12 protein-coding genes are annotated in these 16168 nt (G+C 58.4%); 3 read left to right on the forward strand and 9 right to left on the reverse strand.

What is annotated here, in order from left to right:
• The first annotated feature begins 114 nt into the window (after positions 1-114).
• The 3 genes from EK369_RS01045 to EK369_RS01055 all read left to right on the forward strand — a co-directional run bounded on the left by EK369_RS01045 (position 115) and on the right by EK369_RS01055 (position 3292).
• Positions 115-1479 carry a divergent polysaccharide deacteylase family protein gene (locus EK369_RS01045; protein ID WP_127111837.1) on the forward strand — a complete coding sequence of 455 codons (1365 nt, stop codon included), beginning with the start codon at positions 115-117 and terminating at the stop codon, positions 1477-1479.
• Between the two features lie 235 nt (positions 1480-1714).
• Complete coding sequence (locus EK369_RS01050) at positions 1715-2389, forward strand: DUF1194 domain-containing protein (RefSeq protein WP_127111838.1); 675 nt, start codon at positions 1715-1717, stop codon at positions 2387-2389.
• 90 nt (positions 2390-2479) lie between these two features.
• Complete coding sequence (locus EK369_RS01055; RefSeq protein WP_127111839.1) at positions 2480-3292, forward strand: alpha/beta fold hydrolase; 813 nt, start codon at positions 2480-2482, stop codon at positions 3290-3292.
• Between the two features lie 647 nt (positions 3293-3939).
• Here the strand turns inward: EK369_RS01055 and EK369_RS01060 are convergent.
• From EK369_RS01060 to EK369_RS01100, 9 genes are all read right to left on the reverse strand, one after another.
• On the reverse strand, positions 3940-4776 hold the full coding sequence (locus EK369_RS01060) for a M15 family metallopeptidase (protein ID WP_127111840.1): 837 nt from the start codon (positions 4774-4776) through the stop codon (positions 3940-3942).
• Positions 4777-4793: 17 nt separating this feature from the next.
• Positions 4794-5912 carry an S-methyl thiohydantoin desulfurase family protein gene (locus EK369_RS01065; RefSeq protein ID WP_206198005.1) on the reverse strand — a complete coding sequence of 373 codons (1119 nt, stop codon included), beginning with the start codon at positions 5910-5912 and terminating at the stop codon, positions 4794-4796.
• Entirely contained in the window at positions 5909-7486 is a 1578-nt protein-coding gene (locus EK369_RS01070) for a hydantoinase/oxoprolinase N-terminal domain-containing protein (protein ID WP_235871310.1), read from the reverse strand. The genes EK369_RS01065 and EK369_RS01070 overlap by 4 nt, the downstream gene beginning before the upstream one ends.
• 102 nt (positions 7487-7588) lie before the next feature.
• Complete coding sequence (locus EK369_RS01075) at positions 7589-10135, reverse strand: LuxR C-terminal-related transcriptional regulator (protein WP_127111841.1); 2547 nt, start codon at positions 10133-10135, stop codon at positions 7589-7591.
• Positions 10136-10239: 104 nt separating this feature from the next.
• Positions 10240-11310, reverse strand: coding sequence for an ABC transporter ATP-binding protein (locus EK369_RS01080; protein ID WP_127111842.1), 1071 nt, complete (start codon positions 11308-11310; stop codon positions 10240-10242).
• Between the two features lie 66 nt (positions 11311-11376).
• Positions 11377-12495, reverse strand: a complete 1119-nt coding sequence (locus tag EK369_RS01085) for an ABC transporter substrate-binding protein (RefSeq protein WP_127111843.1) — start codon at positions 12493-12495, stop codon at positions 11377-11379.
• Between the two features lie 22 nt (positions 12496-12517).
• On the reverse strand, positions 12518-13342 hold the full coding sequence (locus EK369_RS01090; protein ID WP_127111844.1) for an ABC transporter permease: 825 nt from the start codon (positions 13340-13342) through the stop codon (positions 12518-12520).
• Entirely contained in the window at positions 13342-14211 is an 870-nt protein-coding gene (locus tag EK369_RS01095; RefSeq protein ID WP_127111845.1) for an ABC transporter permease, read from the reverse strand. Before EK369_RS01095 ends, EK369_RS01090 begins: the two co-directional genes overlap by 1 nt.
• A 786-nt stretch (positions 14212-14997) precedes the next feature.
• Positions 14998-15630 (reverse strand): tyrosine-type recombinase/integrase, encoded by a 633-nt coding sequence (locus EK369_RS01100; protein ID WP_127112486.1) that lies wholly within the window; start codon positions 15628-15630, stop codon positions 14998-15000.
• Between the last annotated feature and the right edge of the window lie 538 nt (positions 15631-16168).

The raw sequence follows: 16168 nt of genomic DNA on the forward strand, positions 1-16168 counted from the left end.
ATACATGTTCAGGCTTGACGCGCAGGGTCAAGGGGGGCGCGAGCAGGAACGCCCTCAGAAACAGCACTTCGTGGCGCGATAGGCGCGATCGGAGACAACAAAGGGGCAAAGCAGATGTTGCGAGGGTTTCTTTCCGGCATTCTCTGGGGCGGGGTTGTGGTTTTGGTGGTGACGGGGTTTGCGTCGCTGTTGGCGCCTTTGCCGGCGACGGTGGATCCGCAGCAGAGTGCGGCTGAGACGACGACCGGGTCGGACAAAGAGGGCAGCGGTGATATAGGCTCGACGTCGCAGGCCGACAGCGCGCTGGAAGAGGGCAGCAACGTTGCCGTGGCAACCCCCGGAGGCGAAGATGCGGCCCCGCTGGCGGACACGGAAAGTGCACCACAGCCGCAAACCGAGACACCCGATGTGTCGCTGAACGCACCCGAAGCGGGTGAGAATGGCGGCGAACTGTCCGGGGCGGGCAGTGACGCGCCGGTGATGACCAGCCCCTCTGCGCCCACACCGGATGCACCCGACGCACCCGAACTCGCCCCCGATTCGATTGCCACCAACCCGGCCCAGCCGATGGCACCGCCGGTCACCGAGGAAAGCGCCTTTGCGCCGCAGGCTGAGCCTGAAATAACCGAGGACTCCGAGCAGGCAGACATGTCGCCCGCAGCCGAGGCCGATGAGGCCGTGGCGCAGACGGAAAGCCTGTTGAAACCGACTGGCGACCTCAAGGAAAAGTTCCCGCAACTCGACTCGTCGCGCCTGCCAACGGTGAGTGACGACACAGAAGAAAACGCCGCCCCTGCGCCATTGCCCCCCTTTGAGGCTAATGCCGTGGCTTTTGAAGCGGCAGGAGATAAGCCTTTGATGTCCATCGTTTTAATCGACGATGGCGCGCCCGAGTTTGCACCCGAAGCGCTGGCGGATTTCCCATACCCTTTGAGCATTGCCATCAACACGCTGGCCCCGGATGTGACCGAACGGGTCGCGACCTATCGCAACATGGGTTTTGAGGTGCTGGCCATGGTGGACCTGCCCGCATCCGCCGCACCGACAGACGTGGAAGTGGCGCTGGAGGTGCACCTTGAGGTGATGCCCGAAGCCGTGGCGGTCATGGAGGGCATCGGGGACGGGCTGCAGGGCAGCAAACCCCTGTCGGATCAGGTCACGGCGGTGCTGCAAAGCTCGGGCCACGGGCTGGTGATGTTTCAAAAAGGTTTGGACACCGCACGCAAGCTGGCGAGCCGCGAAGGCGTGCCCGCCGCAACCGTGTTCCGTGACTTTGATGGCAAGGGCCAGAGCGCGTCGGTGATCCGGCGGTTCCTGGATCAGGCCGCGTTCAAGGCCGACCAGGAAGGCGGCGTCATCATGGTGGGCCGTTTGCGCGAGGAAACCCTGTCGGCGCTGTTGGTTTGGGGGCTGCAGGACCGGGCCGGATCGGTGGCCCTGGCCCCGATCTCAACGGTGATCGCCGCCAAGCAACCCTGAGCGGCAAGGGGCGGGTTTTTCGTTAAAAACTGGTAAACTGACCAAGTTGTACATCTTTTTTCGCCCCGACTCTCCATGTTGTACAACATGGGTATTAACCGGATTTTAGCCTTTTTGGCGGGTTTTTCGGACTTTGCTGACCCGAGACCGCGCCGCCGGTTGAACACCAAATGGTGATCGTCGACAGACTGCGGATCGGTTGAAATGATGACAGAGGCTGCGCATGGTTCCGGGCATGCGACGCGCGCTTTTGACATTGGCCCTTGGGATTGGGGTCGCCGTACCTGCGGCTCGGGCCTGTGAGCTGGCCCTGGTGCTGGCGGTCGACGTTTCGGGGTCTGTCAGCCCCGAGGAATATCGCATTCAGATGGATGGGCTTGCCGCCGGGCTGCGTGATGGGGTGGTGACCGATGCGCTGGTTGCGGCCAAGGCCGAGGTCATGCTGGTGCAGTGGACCGGCAGCAACCGGCAGGACACTTCGATCCCGTGGCAGAGTATCGCGTCGCCCGAGGATGTCGCGGCGCTGGCGCGCAGGATCGAGACGGTGCCGCGGGTCTGGAAGAATTATTCGACGGCAATTGGCGAGGCGCTGGAATACAGCATGTCAGAATTCGCGCTGACCACGGCCTGTCGGCGCCGCGTGATTGATGTCTCTGGTGATGGACGCTCGAACGAGGGGCTGCTGCCCGAGGTGATGCACGCTGACCTGCGGCGGGCCGGGATCACGGTGAATGCGCTGGTGATCGAAACCGATGACACGGACCTGACCGGGTATTTCCAGCGACATGTGATTGTCGGGGCAGGGGCCTTTGTCATGACGGCCAACGGGTTTCAGGAATACCCCGACCGTATCCGCAGAAAGCTGGTGCGCGAGACCGGAAAGAAACTGGCCTTTAAGTCGGGCCAGTAATCGCGGATCATTTCCCATTTGGCGGCTATTGGCGCCGGGATTTCGTGCTAGGCTGATCCTGAGCAAGCTTTGCCGCAGGAGACATGAGTGATGCCCTATGCCGATCTGAATGGTGCGCATATCCACTATACCGACACGGGCGGTGACGGTGCGCCAATTGTGTTTTCGCACGGGCTGTTGTTCAGCGGTGAGATGTTCGAAGCGCAGGTCGCGCATTTTTCGGCGCAGGGCTATCGCTGCATCACCTTTGACCATCGCGGGCAGGGCCAGAGTGGCGTGACCGAGGATGGCTATGACATGGACACGCTGACCGAAGATGCAGCGCAATTGATCGCGCACTTGGGTGTCAGCCCATGCCATTTTGCCGGGTTGTCCATGGGGGGATTTGTTGGCATGCGGCTGGCAGTGCGGCGGTCCGAGGTTTTGAAGTCTCTGATTTTGCTGGAAACATCGGCGGACCCGGAGCCGGAAGAAAACCGGTCAAAATACCTCAAGCTGAACTTTGTCGCCCGTTGGATCGGGCTGTGGGCGGTGATCAACAAGGTGATGCCGATCATGTTCAGCCAGTCTTATCTGAACGATCCCAATAAGGCCGTGGAACGGGACCGCTGGAAGAAGCTGCTCGTGGGCAACCACAAGATCGGCATCACCCGCGCGGTTCTGGGGGTGACACATCGCGAGCCGGTTTTTGAGGAGTTGGGCGGGATTGATCTGCCGACCCTGGTGGTTGTGGGGGATGAGGATGTGGCGACGGTGCCTGCCAAGTCCGAGCGTATTCACGGGGCGATCAGGGGGTCGGAGCTGGTTGTTATCCCGAAAGCCGGGCACAGTTCGACCGTGGAACAGCCCGACGCGGTGAATGCGGTGCTGGAGAGGTTTTTGGGCGTGCAGGCTGAGGGTTAACGACCGGGTAAGGCTGCGTGCGACGCTGCGCGTCGTGAAGGGACGCGAATCGGGGTTAACGCCTTTGTTTTCTGGGAAATCCGCGTTCGGTATTGCGTCGGTATCACGTCGGTATTGCGTCGGTGTAGAGGGCGGCGTTTTGCGGGATTAACGGCGCGTGCGGTGTAAAATTCTTCGAAGAATTTTGGCAAGAAAATTCGAATTTTCTTGGCCCTAGAGGAGAAGGGCTACGGTGTTGGGGGTGGTGCGCAGCGAGTGCACCCCCTACGGCGCGGTCTCGGATTGCGGACTCTCTGTTTTGGTGGGGCTAAGGTCTGCTATGCGGACTTTTCCGGCATTCGTTTTTCGGTATTTGCTGATGCAGCATCTTCTCGTAGGTGCGGCACACTCATCGCTGCGCCGCAGCCGGTGTCGCCAGACCGGTCATTCAAAGCCGCCCCTTAGGCGCGAACTTTGCCACCGTAGTTCTTCAGTGTGTTTGCTGATGCGGGCTCATCGCTGGGGTGATGCGGATATCGTCTGGCGGGCCATTCTGAGTGAGCTTGAAGCGGTCCGTTGGCTGCGGTCAGGCAGAGGAGGCGCAGTCGTCAAAGACCCTCTCTCGCGCGACGTTCACCGATGTATTGTATCCATGCTGGAGTGTTCGCTTACTCATGGCAAGGCCCATATATGGCGGCCTCACGCGTGCCACCACCTATCAGATGTTTGACGTATTGATGCATTTGGTTGCCCCAGTCGAAGTGCCAGAATTCCATCGGATGGTTCGTAAAGCCCTCGGTGGCCATCACATGGACCAGAAGACGGCGGTTGAGCAGCCTTGGGTCATCGCCTGAAATGCCACCCTGACCCAATTCGTCCTCAAAATGCTCGGTGTTGGCGATGTCGTCCATCTGGTCGAACGCCGCCCCCATATCGAGGTGGGTTTTGCTGACAACGATGCGAAGCGTCAGGTCCACCGATCCGCCAGTCAAATGGTTTGGGCAGGTCAACGCCTCGCCATCATTGGCCAGGTTGGGGTCCGCGACGTAAGTACGGATCATGGTATCCAGCGTTGATGGGCTGGCATCCGGAAACTGGGCGCGTAAATTTGCCTCAAAGTGGTTCCACAGCGCCGCCTGCACCGCGATCGGGCGGTAGGCGTCCCAGACGAACAGTTCTAGCCCCAAAGGGGCAAGCCGCCCGTTCACCGCGCGCAGTTTTTCCGCGATAGTCTTTCGCAACCGCAAGGCCGGCGTGCCACCCGGCAGTCGTTTGCAATAGGGGACATTCTTTCCATCAACGCGGTGGTAGTAGGACTCCCCCGCGATCCCGTAGTCGCGGATATCGACCAGGGCTTCGCCGCTCAGGGGATGGGCCTTGTCCAGCGGGACATCAACATGCCCAGTGGCGCAGAATTGCGAGCGCAGAAGCGGAACGGGCATCTCGAATTCCGCGATATCCGCCGTGCTGAGAGGCGTCTGTGTCACCGTTTTGCGCTCGCCCATTCCGTTGAGGCCGTCCCCTAAGCGGAGTTGGCATTGTCCCGCCACGCGAGGTCTTCGAGCGGCACGAATGGTTCCTTGATGCGGAACGCACTGGGGCCGATGATCGGCAAGGCCGCTTCTGATCGCATGACCGGGGGCGCGGCGATGCCCAGCACTTTCACCCGCTGCCCATATCGCAGACCTTCGGTCGTGATCGCCTCGCCGGTTTCACGATCGAGCACGACGATCAGATCGGGGACGATCGCGGCGAGCTGACCGTTGCGCATGGCATAGGAATATTCGTTCTGGAACGAGATTTTCATCTCGTCAGCGCCTGTCTCGCTGAGCAGGGACACTTCGCCAATGGTCCAGCCGTCCTTGGTTTCGCGCAGTACATCCTGCACTTTGCCGTCGAACAAGATGCGCGAAAACCGTGGCGGGTTGGAATGTTCGAAATAATTGACCAGCCCTGTGCAGACGTCCGTCTCGCCCGCGATGCGCGTTTCGCGCACCGTGCGCCCAATCTCAACCGCCAATGAAACAGTACCGGGCACGCAGGAGCGGCGGATTTCCTCGCCCGTCATGGCATAGCTTGCCACCTGCGCGATGCCGCCCATCTGAACGCAGACCGGACGGCCATAACGTTCGGCCCGCAGGGCGGTATCGGCGCGAATGATGATCGAGTTATTCCCATCATCGGTGATCACGAAAGGAGAACTGTCCACGCCATAGACGTTAAAGGTCGTCATCTGAAACTCTGGAAAGGCGCGGCCCATGCCGTCACCGTCGATCACCGGCAACCCTAACCGGGCGGCAACGACAAGCGGAAGAGTGGCGTTGATGCCGCCCGCTTCCAGCGGGATGATCGCGTTGAAGGACTTGGCAATCTCCCGCTCGGAGATCCGCAGCCCCTCAATCGCCGAGTTTGCATTTGGCAGTTTTTCAACAAAAACCGTCGGCGCCCCCATGCAGGCCACGCTGACCGCCAGCGTGTCGTCGGTGACGTCATCGGGGTCGATAATGTTAATGGACCCGCATTTTTCCAGCTCCTGTTGCAGCATCAGCCGACCGACATAAGGGTCGCCACCCCCGCCTGTGCCCAAAATGGCGGTGCCGCGGATGAAATCGGGCAGGTTTTCGAGTGTAATCTGTTTCAAGACGCTTCTCCCGCTGGTGCCAGATCGCCGATGGCCTTCACCTTGATGCGCACGGCGCCGGCGGGAAGGTAGGTCAGGGGCATTTCCTCAAGGCTCACGATCTTGGTTGTATCAGGCGAGGCACCGGCATCGACAGCGCGCTCGATGGCGCTTTGCCGGGCCTCTTCCATGGCTTCTTCGCGGCCGATCTTGTCGTAAGAAAACACTTTGTCGACCTCACCGCCAACCTGCGCAAGGGCAGCCCCGATGGCATTGGCCACGCCTGATTTTTCAGGGCGGATCACCTGGGATGCACCGCGAATATCCCGGTTGATCAATACGCTGCCGCCGCCGACCAGAATGACCGGAACCTCGCCTTGCGTGGATTTCACGCGGTCGGTGGCCTCTTCCACCATGGCATGCATGCGGTCAACGGCGCGGTTCACAAGGGCTTTGTCCAGATGTTTGACGAGGCTCGAGTCGCCAACATCCGCATAGCCTGCGGCCACTGCAATGTCCGTGGTTGTCAACGTCTGCCCGCCAAAGACCATCGCCTCGGTCAGAAGATCAAGTGCGACGCTGTCCGGCCCGATCCGGTTCCCATCGTCGCGCACATGGCTGCCTCCGCCCAGACCGGCGGCCAGAACATCAGGCATTCGGAAATTGGTGCGCACCGAGCCGATATCGACCGAAATGGCGGATTCGCGGGGGAAGCCGCCGATGAGCACACCGGTGTCGGTGGTTGTCCCGCCGATATCCGCCACAATCGCATCGCTTTCCCCCGACAGGAACGCGGCCCCCCGCATTGAATTGGTCGGCCCCGATGCAAAGGTCAGCACCGGGTATTTTTCGGCGAATTCCGCGGTCATCAAAGTGCCATCGTTTTGCGACACGAACAGAGGACAGATGATGTTGAGTTCACGCAAGGCATCGCGGAACGCGTTGACCACAATATGCGACAGATCGCACAGGGAGGCATTCATGATGGCGGCATTTTCCCGTTCGATCAGGCCAATGCGGCCAATCTCGCCGGAGGCTGTCAGGACGGTGTCGGGTGCCTCGTTCAGAATGATCTCGGCCATCCGGTCTTCCATCGCCGAATTGATCGGGGTGAAGACGCCGGACAGGACCGCCGATTTGATGCCCTTCGCCTTCATGTCCTTTGCGCCAGCGGCCACGGCCTTTTCGTCAAGCGGCGCAATAATGCGGCCATCAAATTCATAACCGCCGTTTACAAGATAGGATTGCGTCCCGATCTGCCGGGTCAGGTGATCCGGAAACTCGACCATCGGACGCACGCTTTCGGTCGCTGGCAGGGCCGCGCGAAACACTGCGACGGGGACAAGTTTCTTACCCTCTACGAACGCATTGGTGAATTGGGTCGTGCCGATCATCACACTTTCAATGCGCGCGGCATCGGTACCGCTTTGCTCAAGAATGGTCTTGATCGCGCTGACAACGCCTGACCCCACATCATCGGTCGTTGGCGATTTCACAAAAGCCAATACATCCGTGCCGTCCAACAGAACCGCGTCGGTGTTTGTGCCGCCCACATCTACGCCAATGTGCATCCAGAAAGCCCTCTTTCGTTCCATCTCAACAATCGCAACTGGACCAAGCGGGCCGCAACCTTTCGGACGGCTAGGCGCGGAGACGATATGGATAGGTTGTCTTTGGGGGCTTTGCGCAAGCTGGCATCACCCAGCGATCAATCCGTGCTGTCGGGCCACTTCTGCGGCGAGTTTGCGGGAGTTGACGCCCAGCTTGCGATAGATGTTTTGGGCGTGGAACTTGATGGTGGCTTCGCTCACATCCATGTCGCGGGCGATCACCTTGTTGGCGCGCCCTTCGGCAATCCCGCGCAGCACGTCTTGTTCTTTTTGGGACAGCAGCTCGGTCAGGATGCTTGTTTCCTGCCCCTGATTGGCCCCAAGCGCCCAGAGGATTTTGGCCAGTGTCGACAAACCCGCGCTGTCAAAGGCGCTGATGCCGCATTCCCGGATAGTCCACCGTGCCGCCGCGCTATACCTGTCGCCCACGCGCTTGAGCGCGCCGATAAATGCGCCTTGCTCTGACAACGCAACAGTCTGGATCAAGGCCATGACGGCTTCGGTTTTATCCTCGCGCGCAGCAGCGTTGATCAAAAGCAACGCTTGGGCGCGCGCCAAATACCGCAAAAGCCCGCAGGCCTGAAAGTCTGCAATCAGCTTCTGAAGCAACGCCCTTGCGAGGGACAGATCGCCAAACCGCGTTTCATAATGGGCTAGGGCCAGCTTGCCCAGATTTCTGCCACGCCAGCGCAGATGGGTTTCACCATTATCGGTCCCCATCACACGCCGCAGACCTGCTGCAAGGCGCTTTGCATCCGCTTCCTCATCGACCTGTATCGCCAACTCAAGCTCCAGGATCCTGATTTGGCGGGAAAATCTGGGAAGATCACGACGGGTGATCATTTTTTCCGCCTGCTCAAGGATATCAATGGCCCGCGCATATCCTTCATCACGAGCGACGACGGCAAAGGCGGTTTCGTAGCCTGCAAGGTAAAGTTCGCTCCACCCCTCCCGCCCGTCGGCGGCTTCAAGCGCGCCTTTCAATTGGGCCGCAAGGGTTTCAGGCTCCTCGCCCTCAAACTTGATTTCCGCGTCAAAGATATCCGCGATGGCCTTTAGCCCCGGATCATTGGTGAAATATCTGCGCTGAAGATGAATGGCCGCGCTGCGTAGCTTTTGCGCGTCCGTGTATTTCCCTTCGTCGAGATCAATCGCGCTGAGGTGCAGATGCATGAAAAACTGCAAATGCCTGTCACCGAGTTCCTGATAGAGGTCAATCGCCTTGTTCGCGAAATGGCGAGCGCGCTCCATGCCGCCTGCCTGATGATGAAACAGGCACAGAAAATTATAGAGGATGCCGCGCGTCAAAAGATCGCCTGGCGGGGTCGAGGCGGCGGTGAATTCCAACGCGGAAACTTGCGCCTCGGTCAGATGTTGATCGCGGTAAAGACGCAAATGCGCTTCGACAAAAACGATGTCCCGCCCCAGCTCGACATTTGTGGCATCAAGATCGGATCTGACATCATCAATCAGCAAAGCGGCTTCGTGATGACGGCCATTTTTCAGATGCAGATAGGCCCGCGCGAGACTGAGGCGCGGCGAGGCATAGACAGTCGCGTTTGGAATTTGTTCCAAAAGGGCGGCCAGTCGCAATGACCCTTCGCGCATGCCAATCTGCAATCCGCCTGCGTTCAGAAGGGTCTCTTCTGCCAGTTCAGGATCGCCCGCGTGGATGGCATGACGTATCGCGCCCAATGTGCGACCACTGCGCGCCAGCCAGACAGCGGACCGGCGATGCAGTAAACGAATGCGCGTTTCGCCAAGCTCTTTCTGTTTCCAGATCAGATAGTCGCGCATCAACTGATGGCAGCGGAACCAGATGCTATCCTCACGGGCATGTTCAAACACCAAAGAGTGCCCCGACGCCAGCTCCGTCAGCATGGCCCAACTGCCGTCCTTTTCCCGGATGTGATCCGCCAGATCGCCGTTGAATTCGCTCAGATGGGCGAGTTCAATCAACAGTTTCTGCACGTCCGGGGGCAGCCCTGCAAGGAATTGTTCGTTCAGGTAATCGGCCAGATCAGGGCGACCAGAACGGTCTGCGACAGGTTGGGACAGACCGTGAGACGCGATCAAAGAGCGCCGCATCATATTCAGCGCCGCCGCCCATCCTTCGGAGTATTCAAAGTATTCATCGGCAACGTCGGGGCTGACGACATCGCCCAGCAACAACATGGCCTCCTCATGCGAGAATTTCAGATCCTCGACACTGAAATCAGACACCTCATTGGACAGGCGCATCCGGGCCAGCGGCAAATCACCCGCATCCCGCGTTCCCAGAACAATGTGGAAGGATCGCGCGCCCTGAACAAGGCGCAACAGCAGGTCCTTTTCCGGTTTCCCGGCCTCCTGAAGATCATCCAGAAACAAACAGGCCTTTGCGTCATCGCCCGGCCCCCCGCCGGGGATCTGCCCGGACACATAGGCGTCAAGCGCCTTCAGGGCACCTTCATTGGAGGTTTCCAGCGAAATCCAGTCGGTCGCATGTCCTTCGGCTTCCACCGTGGCCTGCCAGGACCGCATCACGGTTGTTTTGCCAAATCCGGCAGGGGCTTCCACGACAGTGACGCGGGCGGCTAACCCGTCCAGGAACCGTTGTCGCAATTCCGGTCTGTCGATGTGAACCGACTTCATGAAGCCTCCTCAGGATGCGCCGCGTACCGGTGCAATCAAACGGCTTTGGAAATTGTTGTGCAACAAGGAACGCTTTTGAGCAACCCATCGCCGCAGGTCAGACGTTACACAGGCAAAAGCCACGCATGGTCGACATGCCACATGACGTTCACGGTCTGACCATTGGCCAATTCGGGCGTGTCAGGGCCAATCGCTGACTCGCTGATGATGGTCTGATCGCCAACGGCTAATTCATAGCGCAACGTCGCACCCTGATAGCTTATCGAGGTGACGGTTCCGCTTGCGCCGTTCCAATCCTCTCCGGGTGCATCGTCGCTGACCAGCACCTGTTCGGGGCGCAGCACAAGGGCTGCCGCATCGCCGACCTTAAGGTCCGGCCGCATCATCGCTTTGAAGGACTGCCCGGCAGCCGTGAAGGTGCAGCCGGTTTCGGAGGCATCCGTGACCTTCCCCTGCAAGAGGCTGGATTCACCGATGAATTTGGCGACAAAGACGTCCTTGGGACGCTGGTAAATATCCCGCGGCGTGCCAAGCTGCGCGATCTTGCCGCCTTTCATTACGGCAATGCGATCCGACATAGTCAGGGCTTCGCCCTGATCATGGGTGACGTAAATCGTGGTGATGCCGAGGTTTGACTGAAGGTTCTTGATCCAGAACTTCATTTCCTCGCGCAGGTTCTTGTCGAGCGCCGACAGGGGTTCGTCCAGCAACAGAATACGCGGTTCGGTCACAAGGACACGCGCCAGTGCGACGCGCTGTTGCTGACCGCCGGACATTTCATTCTGCAACCGCGCCTCAAGCCCGCTCATGCCGACTTGCTCAAGGGCGGCTGTGACCCGTTTTTTGATGTCTTCTGCGGGAAATTTGCGCAGCCGCAACCCGAAAGCAATATTGTCGAATACATTCATATGCGGGAAAATCGCATAGTTCTGGAACACGAACCCGATGTCGCGTTTTTCCGGCGGCAGGGCCGAGACCCCGCGACCATCCAGTTCAATTTCGCCCGACGAAATGCTCTCAAATCCGGCGATCATCCGCAGGGTTGTGGACTTGCCGCAGCCTGACGGCCCAAGCAGCGAAAAGAACTCACCTTCGGCAATGTCGACCGAGACGTCATCAACAGCGGTCGTGCTGCCGTAAGTCTTCACAAGCTGTTTCAAAGAGACGTTGGACATGGGCGCATTTCTCAAAAGCGCCCCGACACCAAGAGGCATCGGGGCAGAGGTTACTTGGCGTCGGTTTTAGCTTGAGAAGATTTCGTTGACGGTTTCAACGATGTCGTCCTCATTGTCGAGATACCAGTTCCAATCCGGGATCCACAGACCATCAAGCGCGTCGCCGCTGTTCTTGACACCTTTGTTCGTCAGCAACTCAGGCAGCACCGATTTCTTGTTGGTTGGACGCAGATAGAATGTCTCGGCCATTTTTGTCTGATACTCAGGATCAAGCTTGGCATTGACGTAAGCCAGGGCCAGCTTTTTCTCTACCGGATCGGAATAGCGTGACACGGACAATGTCTGGGTTAGGATCGGTTTGCGTTCCCAGGTGAATGGCGCAACCGGAATACCTTTGTCCATCTGAAGGAAGATCTCGCCTTCCCACTGAACGCCCATTTCGACCTCGCCACGCTCAACCAGCGTCTGCATGTTCCCGGTGAAGTCGGAAATCTTCATGGGCATTGCACTGCGCATCGCCTCGAACCCGGCTTCCATATCGTATTGGTCTTTGCCCCACTCAGCGGCGGCTGTCATGAAGAACACCTGCTGCAACCCGTTCGAGGTGATATAGGTGGCGCGTTTGCCTGCCAGTTCAGGACGCCAGAAATCCTTGAAGGATGTCGGGGCCGGATTGACCAGATCGGTCCGATAGGCATAGGCGTATTGGCCAAAGCCCCATGTCGCCCCCAACCCGGACCCAAAGGCAAAATCCCAAAGGTCGGCGGCATTCGGGATGCTTTCTTTCATCTCATCCACCGTCAGGAAGAAATCCCCGATCCGGTTGAGCTTGATGATCTCGTTCAGGTTCCAGTTCCCGACGTTGTGCGACGGGTTCTGGGGGCCGCCCGCCACGTATTTGGGAAACCACGGAAAGGCGCTGTCATAGGCGACCGTACAGTTGAACGTCTTTTCAAACTCGTTGATGATCGCTTCGCGTTGCGCCTCTTCCCAGAAGCCGCCCCATTCGTTCAAGCGCAGCGTGGCACCGCCCGCGTCAAACGGTTCTCCGTCCCAAACCACATCCTGTGCCCAGGCGTGATTGATAAAGAACGAATTGACCCCGGCAGCACCTGCAACACCAGCGGCGCTGGTTTTCAGAAAAGACCGGCGGGACAGATCATTTGGTTTACGTGGTTTTGACATAGCAAGCTCCCATGCGTTGGCGTTAATTATAGTTGGCCGCTGTGATGCGGCGCAGGTTGGTTATCTTGGCGGTGATCACCATTGAAACGACCACCAGAAAGATCGCGAAAATCCCTGCCGCCGCCGCCGTAGGTTCGAACGTGTAACGCAGCGACGTATAAAGCGCGATTGGCAGCGGCGTGTTGTTGGGCGGTGTCAGGAAAAGCGAGACATCGAACTGCCCGAACGACACGATAAAGGCAAAGACTCCGCCGGCAATCAGGGCAGGCGAGATCAGGGGTATGGTGATCTTGCGGAAGGTTTCCCAGCGGCTGGCACCCAGACTACGGGCGGCTTCCTCAAGCGAGCGGTCAAAGCCCACAAGGGCCGCACTGACCATGCCGATGACGTAAGGGCAGGTCACCAGAACATGCCCGATGACCAGACCCGCCTGAGTGCGGGCCAGCCCGATATCGAACGAGATATAGAACAGATACAGCGACAGCCCGATCACAATGCCCGGCAGCATGATCGGAGACATGACAACCGCGCGCAACAGGGCTCGCCCGGCGAATGCGCTGCGCACCAGCAGCAGGCTGATCAAGGTCCCCAGAATAAGCGAAATCACCATGGCCGTCAGCGCAATGATCAGGCTGTAAAGATAGGCTGGCAGATAGCTGTCCGATTCGAAGAACGCTTTGATCCAGCGCAGGCTCAGCCCTTCTGGCGGGAAGGTAAGGAAATCACCGGAATTCAGCCCCGCGAGGAAGACCACAAAAATGGGCACCAGCAGAATAAACAGCGCCAGCCCCGCGATCCATTTGAACGCGCCGGGCACCAGGGCTTCTTGATATGGTTTGTTAGCCATCAGATTCGCCCCCCCGCCAATCGGCTGGCCGAACGTTGATAGACCAGCATGGCCGCGATGCTGATCAGGAACATGATGACAGCCACCGTCGCGCCAAACTGCCATTTTGCCAGTTCGGAAATTTGCTGGAAGATATGGATCGGAAGCACGACAACCTTCCATCCACCCATTAACGTGGGCACCACGTAGGACGAAATCGCCAGAGCAAAGACCAGCAACATTCCCGACAGGATGCCGGGCATGCTCATCGGGACTGTCACTTTCCAGAAGGCTTTCCACCGGCTGGCACCCAGGCTGCGTGCGGCTTCTTCCAGCGAAGGGTGAATGCCCTGGATGACGCCGACAAGCGACAGGATCATGAAAGGCAGCGTGAATTGTACCAAACCAACCACGACCCCGAAAAAGTTGTACATCAGCGGGATCGGCGTGCCGTCCGTCCACCCCGCCCAGGCCGCGGCCTGATTGATCAATCCCTTGTCGCCCATCAAGACCATCAGGCCAAAGAGGCGGATCACCATATCAAGCTGCATCGCACTCAGGACAAGGATCATCAGGAAGGTATTGCGTGCAGGATCGGTGGTTTTTGCGATCAGGAACGCAAGCGGATACCCCAAAAACAGCGCAATGATGGAAACAAGCATCGCAAGGCCAACAGAGCGCAAAGCCGCCTCGTAATAAATCGCGCGCGAGAAGAAGCGTTCATAGTTTCCAAGGTCAAACATCCAGCGGATGTCAACGATCCCGGTGGAGGATTTATCAAAAGAGATCAGGAAAAGAGCAGAGACCGGGATTAGGAAAAAGATCAGGAAAAACAACAGGCCGGGCGTGGCCAGCAGCCAAAGTCGCCTGTTTTCTTGCGTGTCCTGCATGTGTATGTGCTTCCCTGTGTACGCATCTGAGCAGACATCAGGATGGTATGAGACCTCAAGTGTAAATGCGTATAGTTCTTAGGGCGAAATGGTTAGGCAGCGCGCACTGGCAATAGGTTGGAGCCAACAGGCGTTGTGGAAGTAAAAGCACCAAGTCACCCACTGATGCGCAGCGCATGAGCCGCAGATGCATCACCGTGCAGACTCGTAACCTTGTCCTCCGATCCTCCCTCCATCTCCAGACATCAGCACCGCGGTGACAATGTCATCGTACAAGCGAATTGAATGCCTGTTCTCGGAAGTCAGCCGGTAACACCATTTCTACCGATGCATTCGGCGGCAGTATTCCCACATCGCCTCCCAAACCGCTACGTGCCGGGACAACCCCTGTCGCGGGATGGCGATCTACGGCCCGTTCTCTGCCACTTGATGGCCACCCTTGCGATGAACCACCCAGCCTCGCCAAAGCGCCGTCCCGTGGGAGGGGGCGGCGCTGCGCGGTGGTCGCAAGCGACCTTGATTCCGGGCGGGTGCCAAAATCAGATGACAGCTATGTCCGCGACTCGTTCATTTCCTGAATAAGTCTCGCTGCGCCTGGAACGAATGGCAGCACTTCTCGCTGCATTGTTATACTAAAGATGATGCGTGCGCGGCAAATTCTGTGCTGCGAGCGCGTGTAGCAAGAAAGTCGAATTCACAGTACGGGCTCAGCACCGACCAGCGCCGCAAAAGGGACAGGCACCCGCTTCGGAATGGCGAACGGCAGGGCTCGTTCGCCAAGGTAGTTCAGATATCGATACGCTCAGCGATGCTTAGGGCATCTTCAAGTTCGACTCCAAGATAACGAACAGTGCTATCGACCTTGGTATGGCCGAGCAACAATTGGACCGCGCGGAGGTTGCCGGTCTTTCGATAAATCTCAGCTGCTTTTGTTCGCCGAAGTGAATGGGTGCCGTAACCACTCGGTTCAAGGCCAATTGCCGTCACCCAGCCGCGCACAGGCCTTCCATACTGGCGGGTTGAGATGTGTGGGCGGTCATGGAACCTGCTTGGGAACATGAACCGACACGCAAACATCTCAGGTGCTTTGACCCAGGCCAAGACGGTTTCACGCGTGTTTTCCGTCAGTTCAAACTGAACCGGTCGCTTGGTTTTGCTCTGGATGACCGATACACGTTCCCGGACGCGGTCATCTTTGACGAGGTCGGACACGCCCAGTTTGACCAGATCACAGCCACGCAGCTTGCTGTCGATTGCGACGTTGAATAACGCCAGATCGCGTAGATAACCCGCCAATTCAAGCCGCGCCCGGATCGCCCAGACCTGTTTTGGCAACAGCGGCCTCTTCTGACCTATGATGCGTCCTTTGTTCCAAGCTTTGCGCTTTGGGGTGACAGCGGGAAGTTGGACTCTTGGCATAATATGCCCTCCGGTCCTCCCTCCACACCCAATCATCAGCACAGCGCTGACGGGACAACTCTACAGTCTGAATGAATGGCAGGTGTCAGAGACGCACGACGTTGGTCGTTGCCGCGCAAGCGTTGGGCGGCTCTGAGCCCTTTTTCCAGGATGCTGCGCTATCGACCAATGGCGGCTTCTAGGCTCCAAGCTTGATGCGCGTTGCACCGTTTGTTGTGTCAAGTCGTATGCGGCAGTCTGTAAGACGTGACCGATCGCCAAGAAGTTCAGAAATTCGTTCTGCAAGCTGGGTGTCGCGCGCTCCCGCGCACGGATAAACGCCAAGGCCCCCGACGGTGACAGCATCGAAACCATGATCTTTTACTGGTGCAAGGATCATTGCCCCCAACTGATTATCACCCGTGAGAGGCACGAGATGGTCTTCATCGGATGAAAGATGTGATGTTCATAGGTCGGGGACATGGGTGGTGCCGGCAGGTATCTCGGGCAAATACGTGCTGTCCGGCTTTCGGGGACCAGCGCAGCGCGAAGTTCGCTA

It is taken from the genome of Shimia sediminis, assembly GCF_003990645.1.
Lineage (GTDB): Bacteria > Pseudomonadota > Alphaproteobacteria > Rhodobacterales > Rhodobacteraceae > Shimia > Shimia sediminis.

Excerpts from the sequence above, each read along its gene's own strand:
- EK369_RS01045 (WP_127111837.1), top strand. The coding sequence starts at position 115 with ATGTTGCGAGGGTTTCTTTCCGGCATTCTCTGGGGCGGGGTTGTGGTT.
- EK369_RS01050 (WP_127111838.1), top strand. The coding sequence starts at position 1,715 with ATGCGACGCGCGCTTTTGACATTGGCCCTTGGGATTGGGGTCGCCGTA.
- EK369_RS01055 (WP_127111839.1), top strand. The coding sequence starts at position 2,480 with ATGCCCTATGCCGATCTGAATGGTGCGCATATCCACTATACCGACACG.
- EK369_RS01060 (WP_127111840.1), bottom strand. The coding sequence starts at position 4,776 with ATGGGCGAGCGCAAAACGGTGACACAGACGCCTCTCAGCACGGCGGAT.
- EK369_RS01070 (WP_235871310.1), bottom strand. The coding sequence starts at position 7,486 with ATGGAACGAAAGAGGGCTTTCTGGATGCACATTGGCGTAGATGTGGGC.
- EK369_RS01075 (WP_127111841.1), bottom strand. The coding sequence starts at position 10,135 with ATGAAGTCGGTTCACATCGACAGACCGGAATTGCGACAACGGTTCCTG.
- EK369_RS01080 (WP_127111842.1), bottom strand. The coding sequence starts at position 11,310 with ATGTCCAACGTCTCTTTGAAACAGCTTGTGAAGACTTACGGCAGCACG.
- EK369_RS01085 (WP_127111843.1), bottom strand. The coding sequence starts at position 12,495 with ATGTCAAAACCACGTAAACCAAATGATCTGTCCCGCCGGTCTTTTCTG.
- EK369_RS01090 (WP_127111844.1), bottom strand. The coding sequence starts at position 13,342 with ATGGCTAACAAACCATATCAAGAAGCCCTGGTGCCCGGCGCGTTCAAA.
- EK369_RS01095 (WP_127111845.1), bottom strand. The coding sequence starts at position 14,211 with ATGCAGGACACGCAAGAAAACAGGCGACTTTGGCTGCTGGCCACGCCC.
- EK369_RS01100 (WP_127112486.1), bottom strand. The coding sequence starts at position 15,630 with ATGCCAAGAGTCCAACTTCCCGCTGTCACCCCAAAGCGCAAAGCTTGG.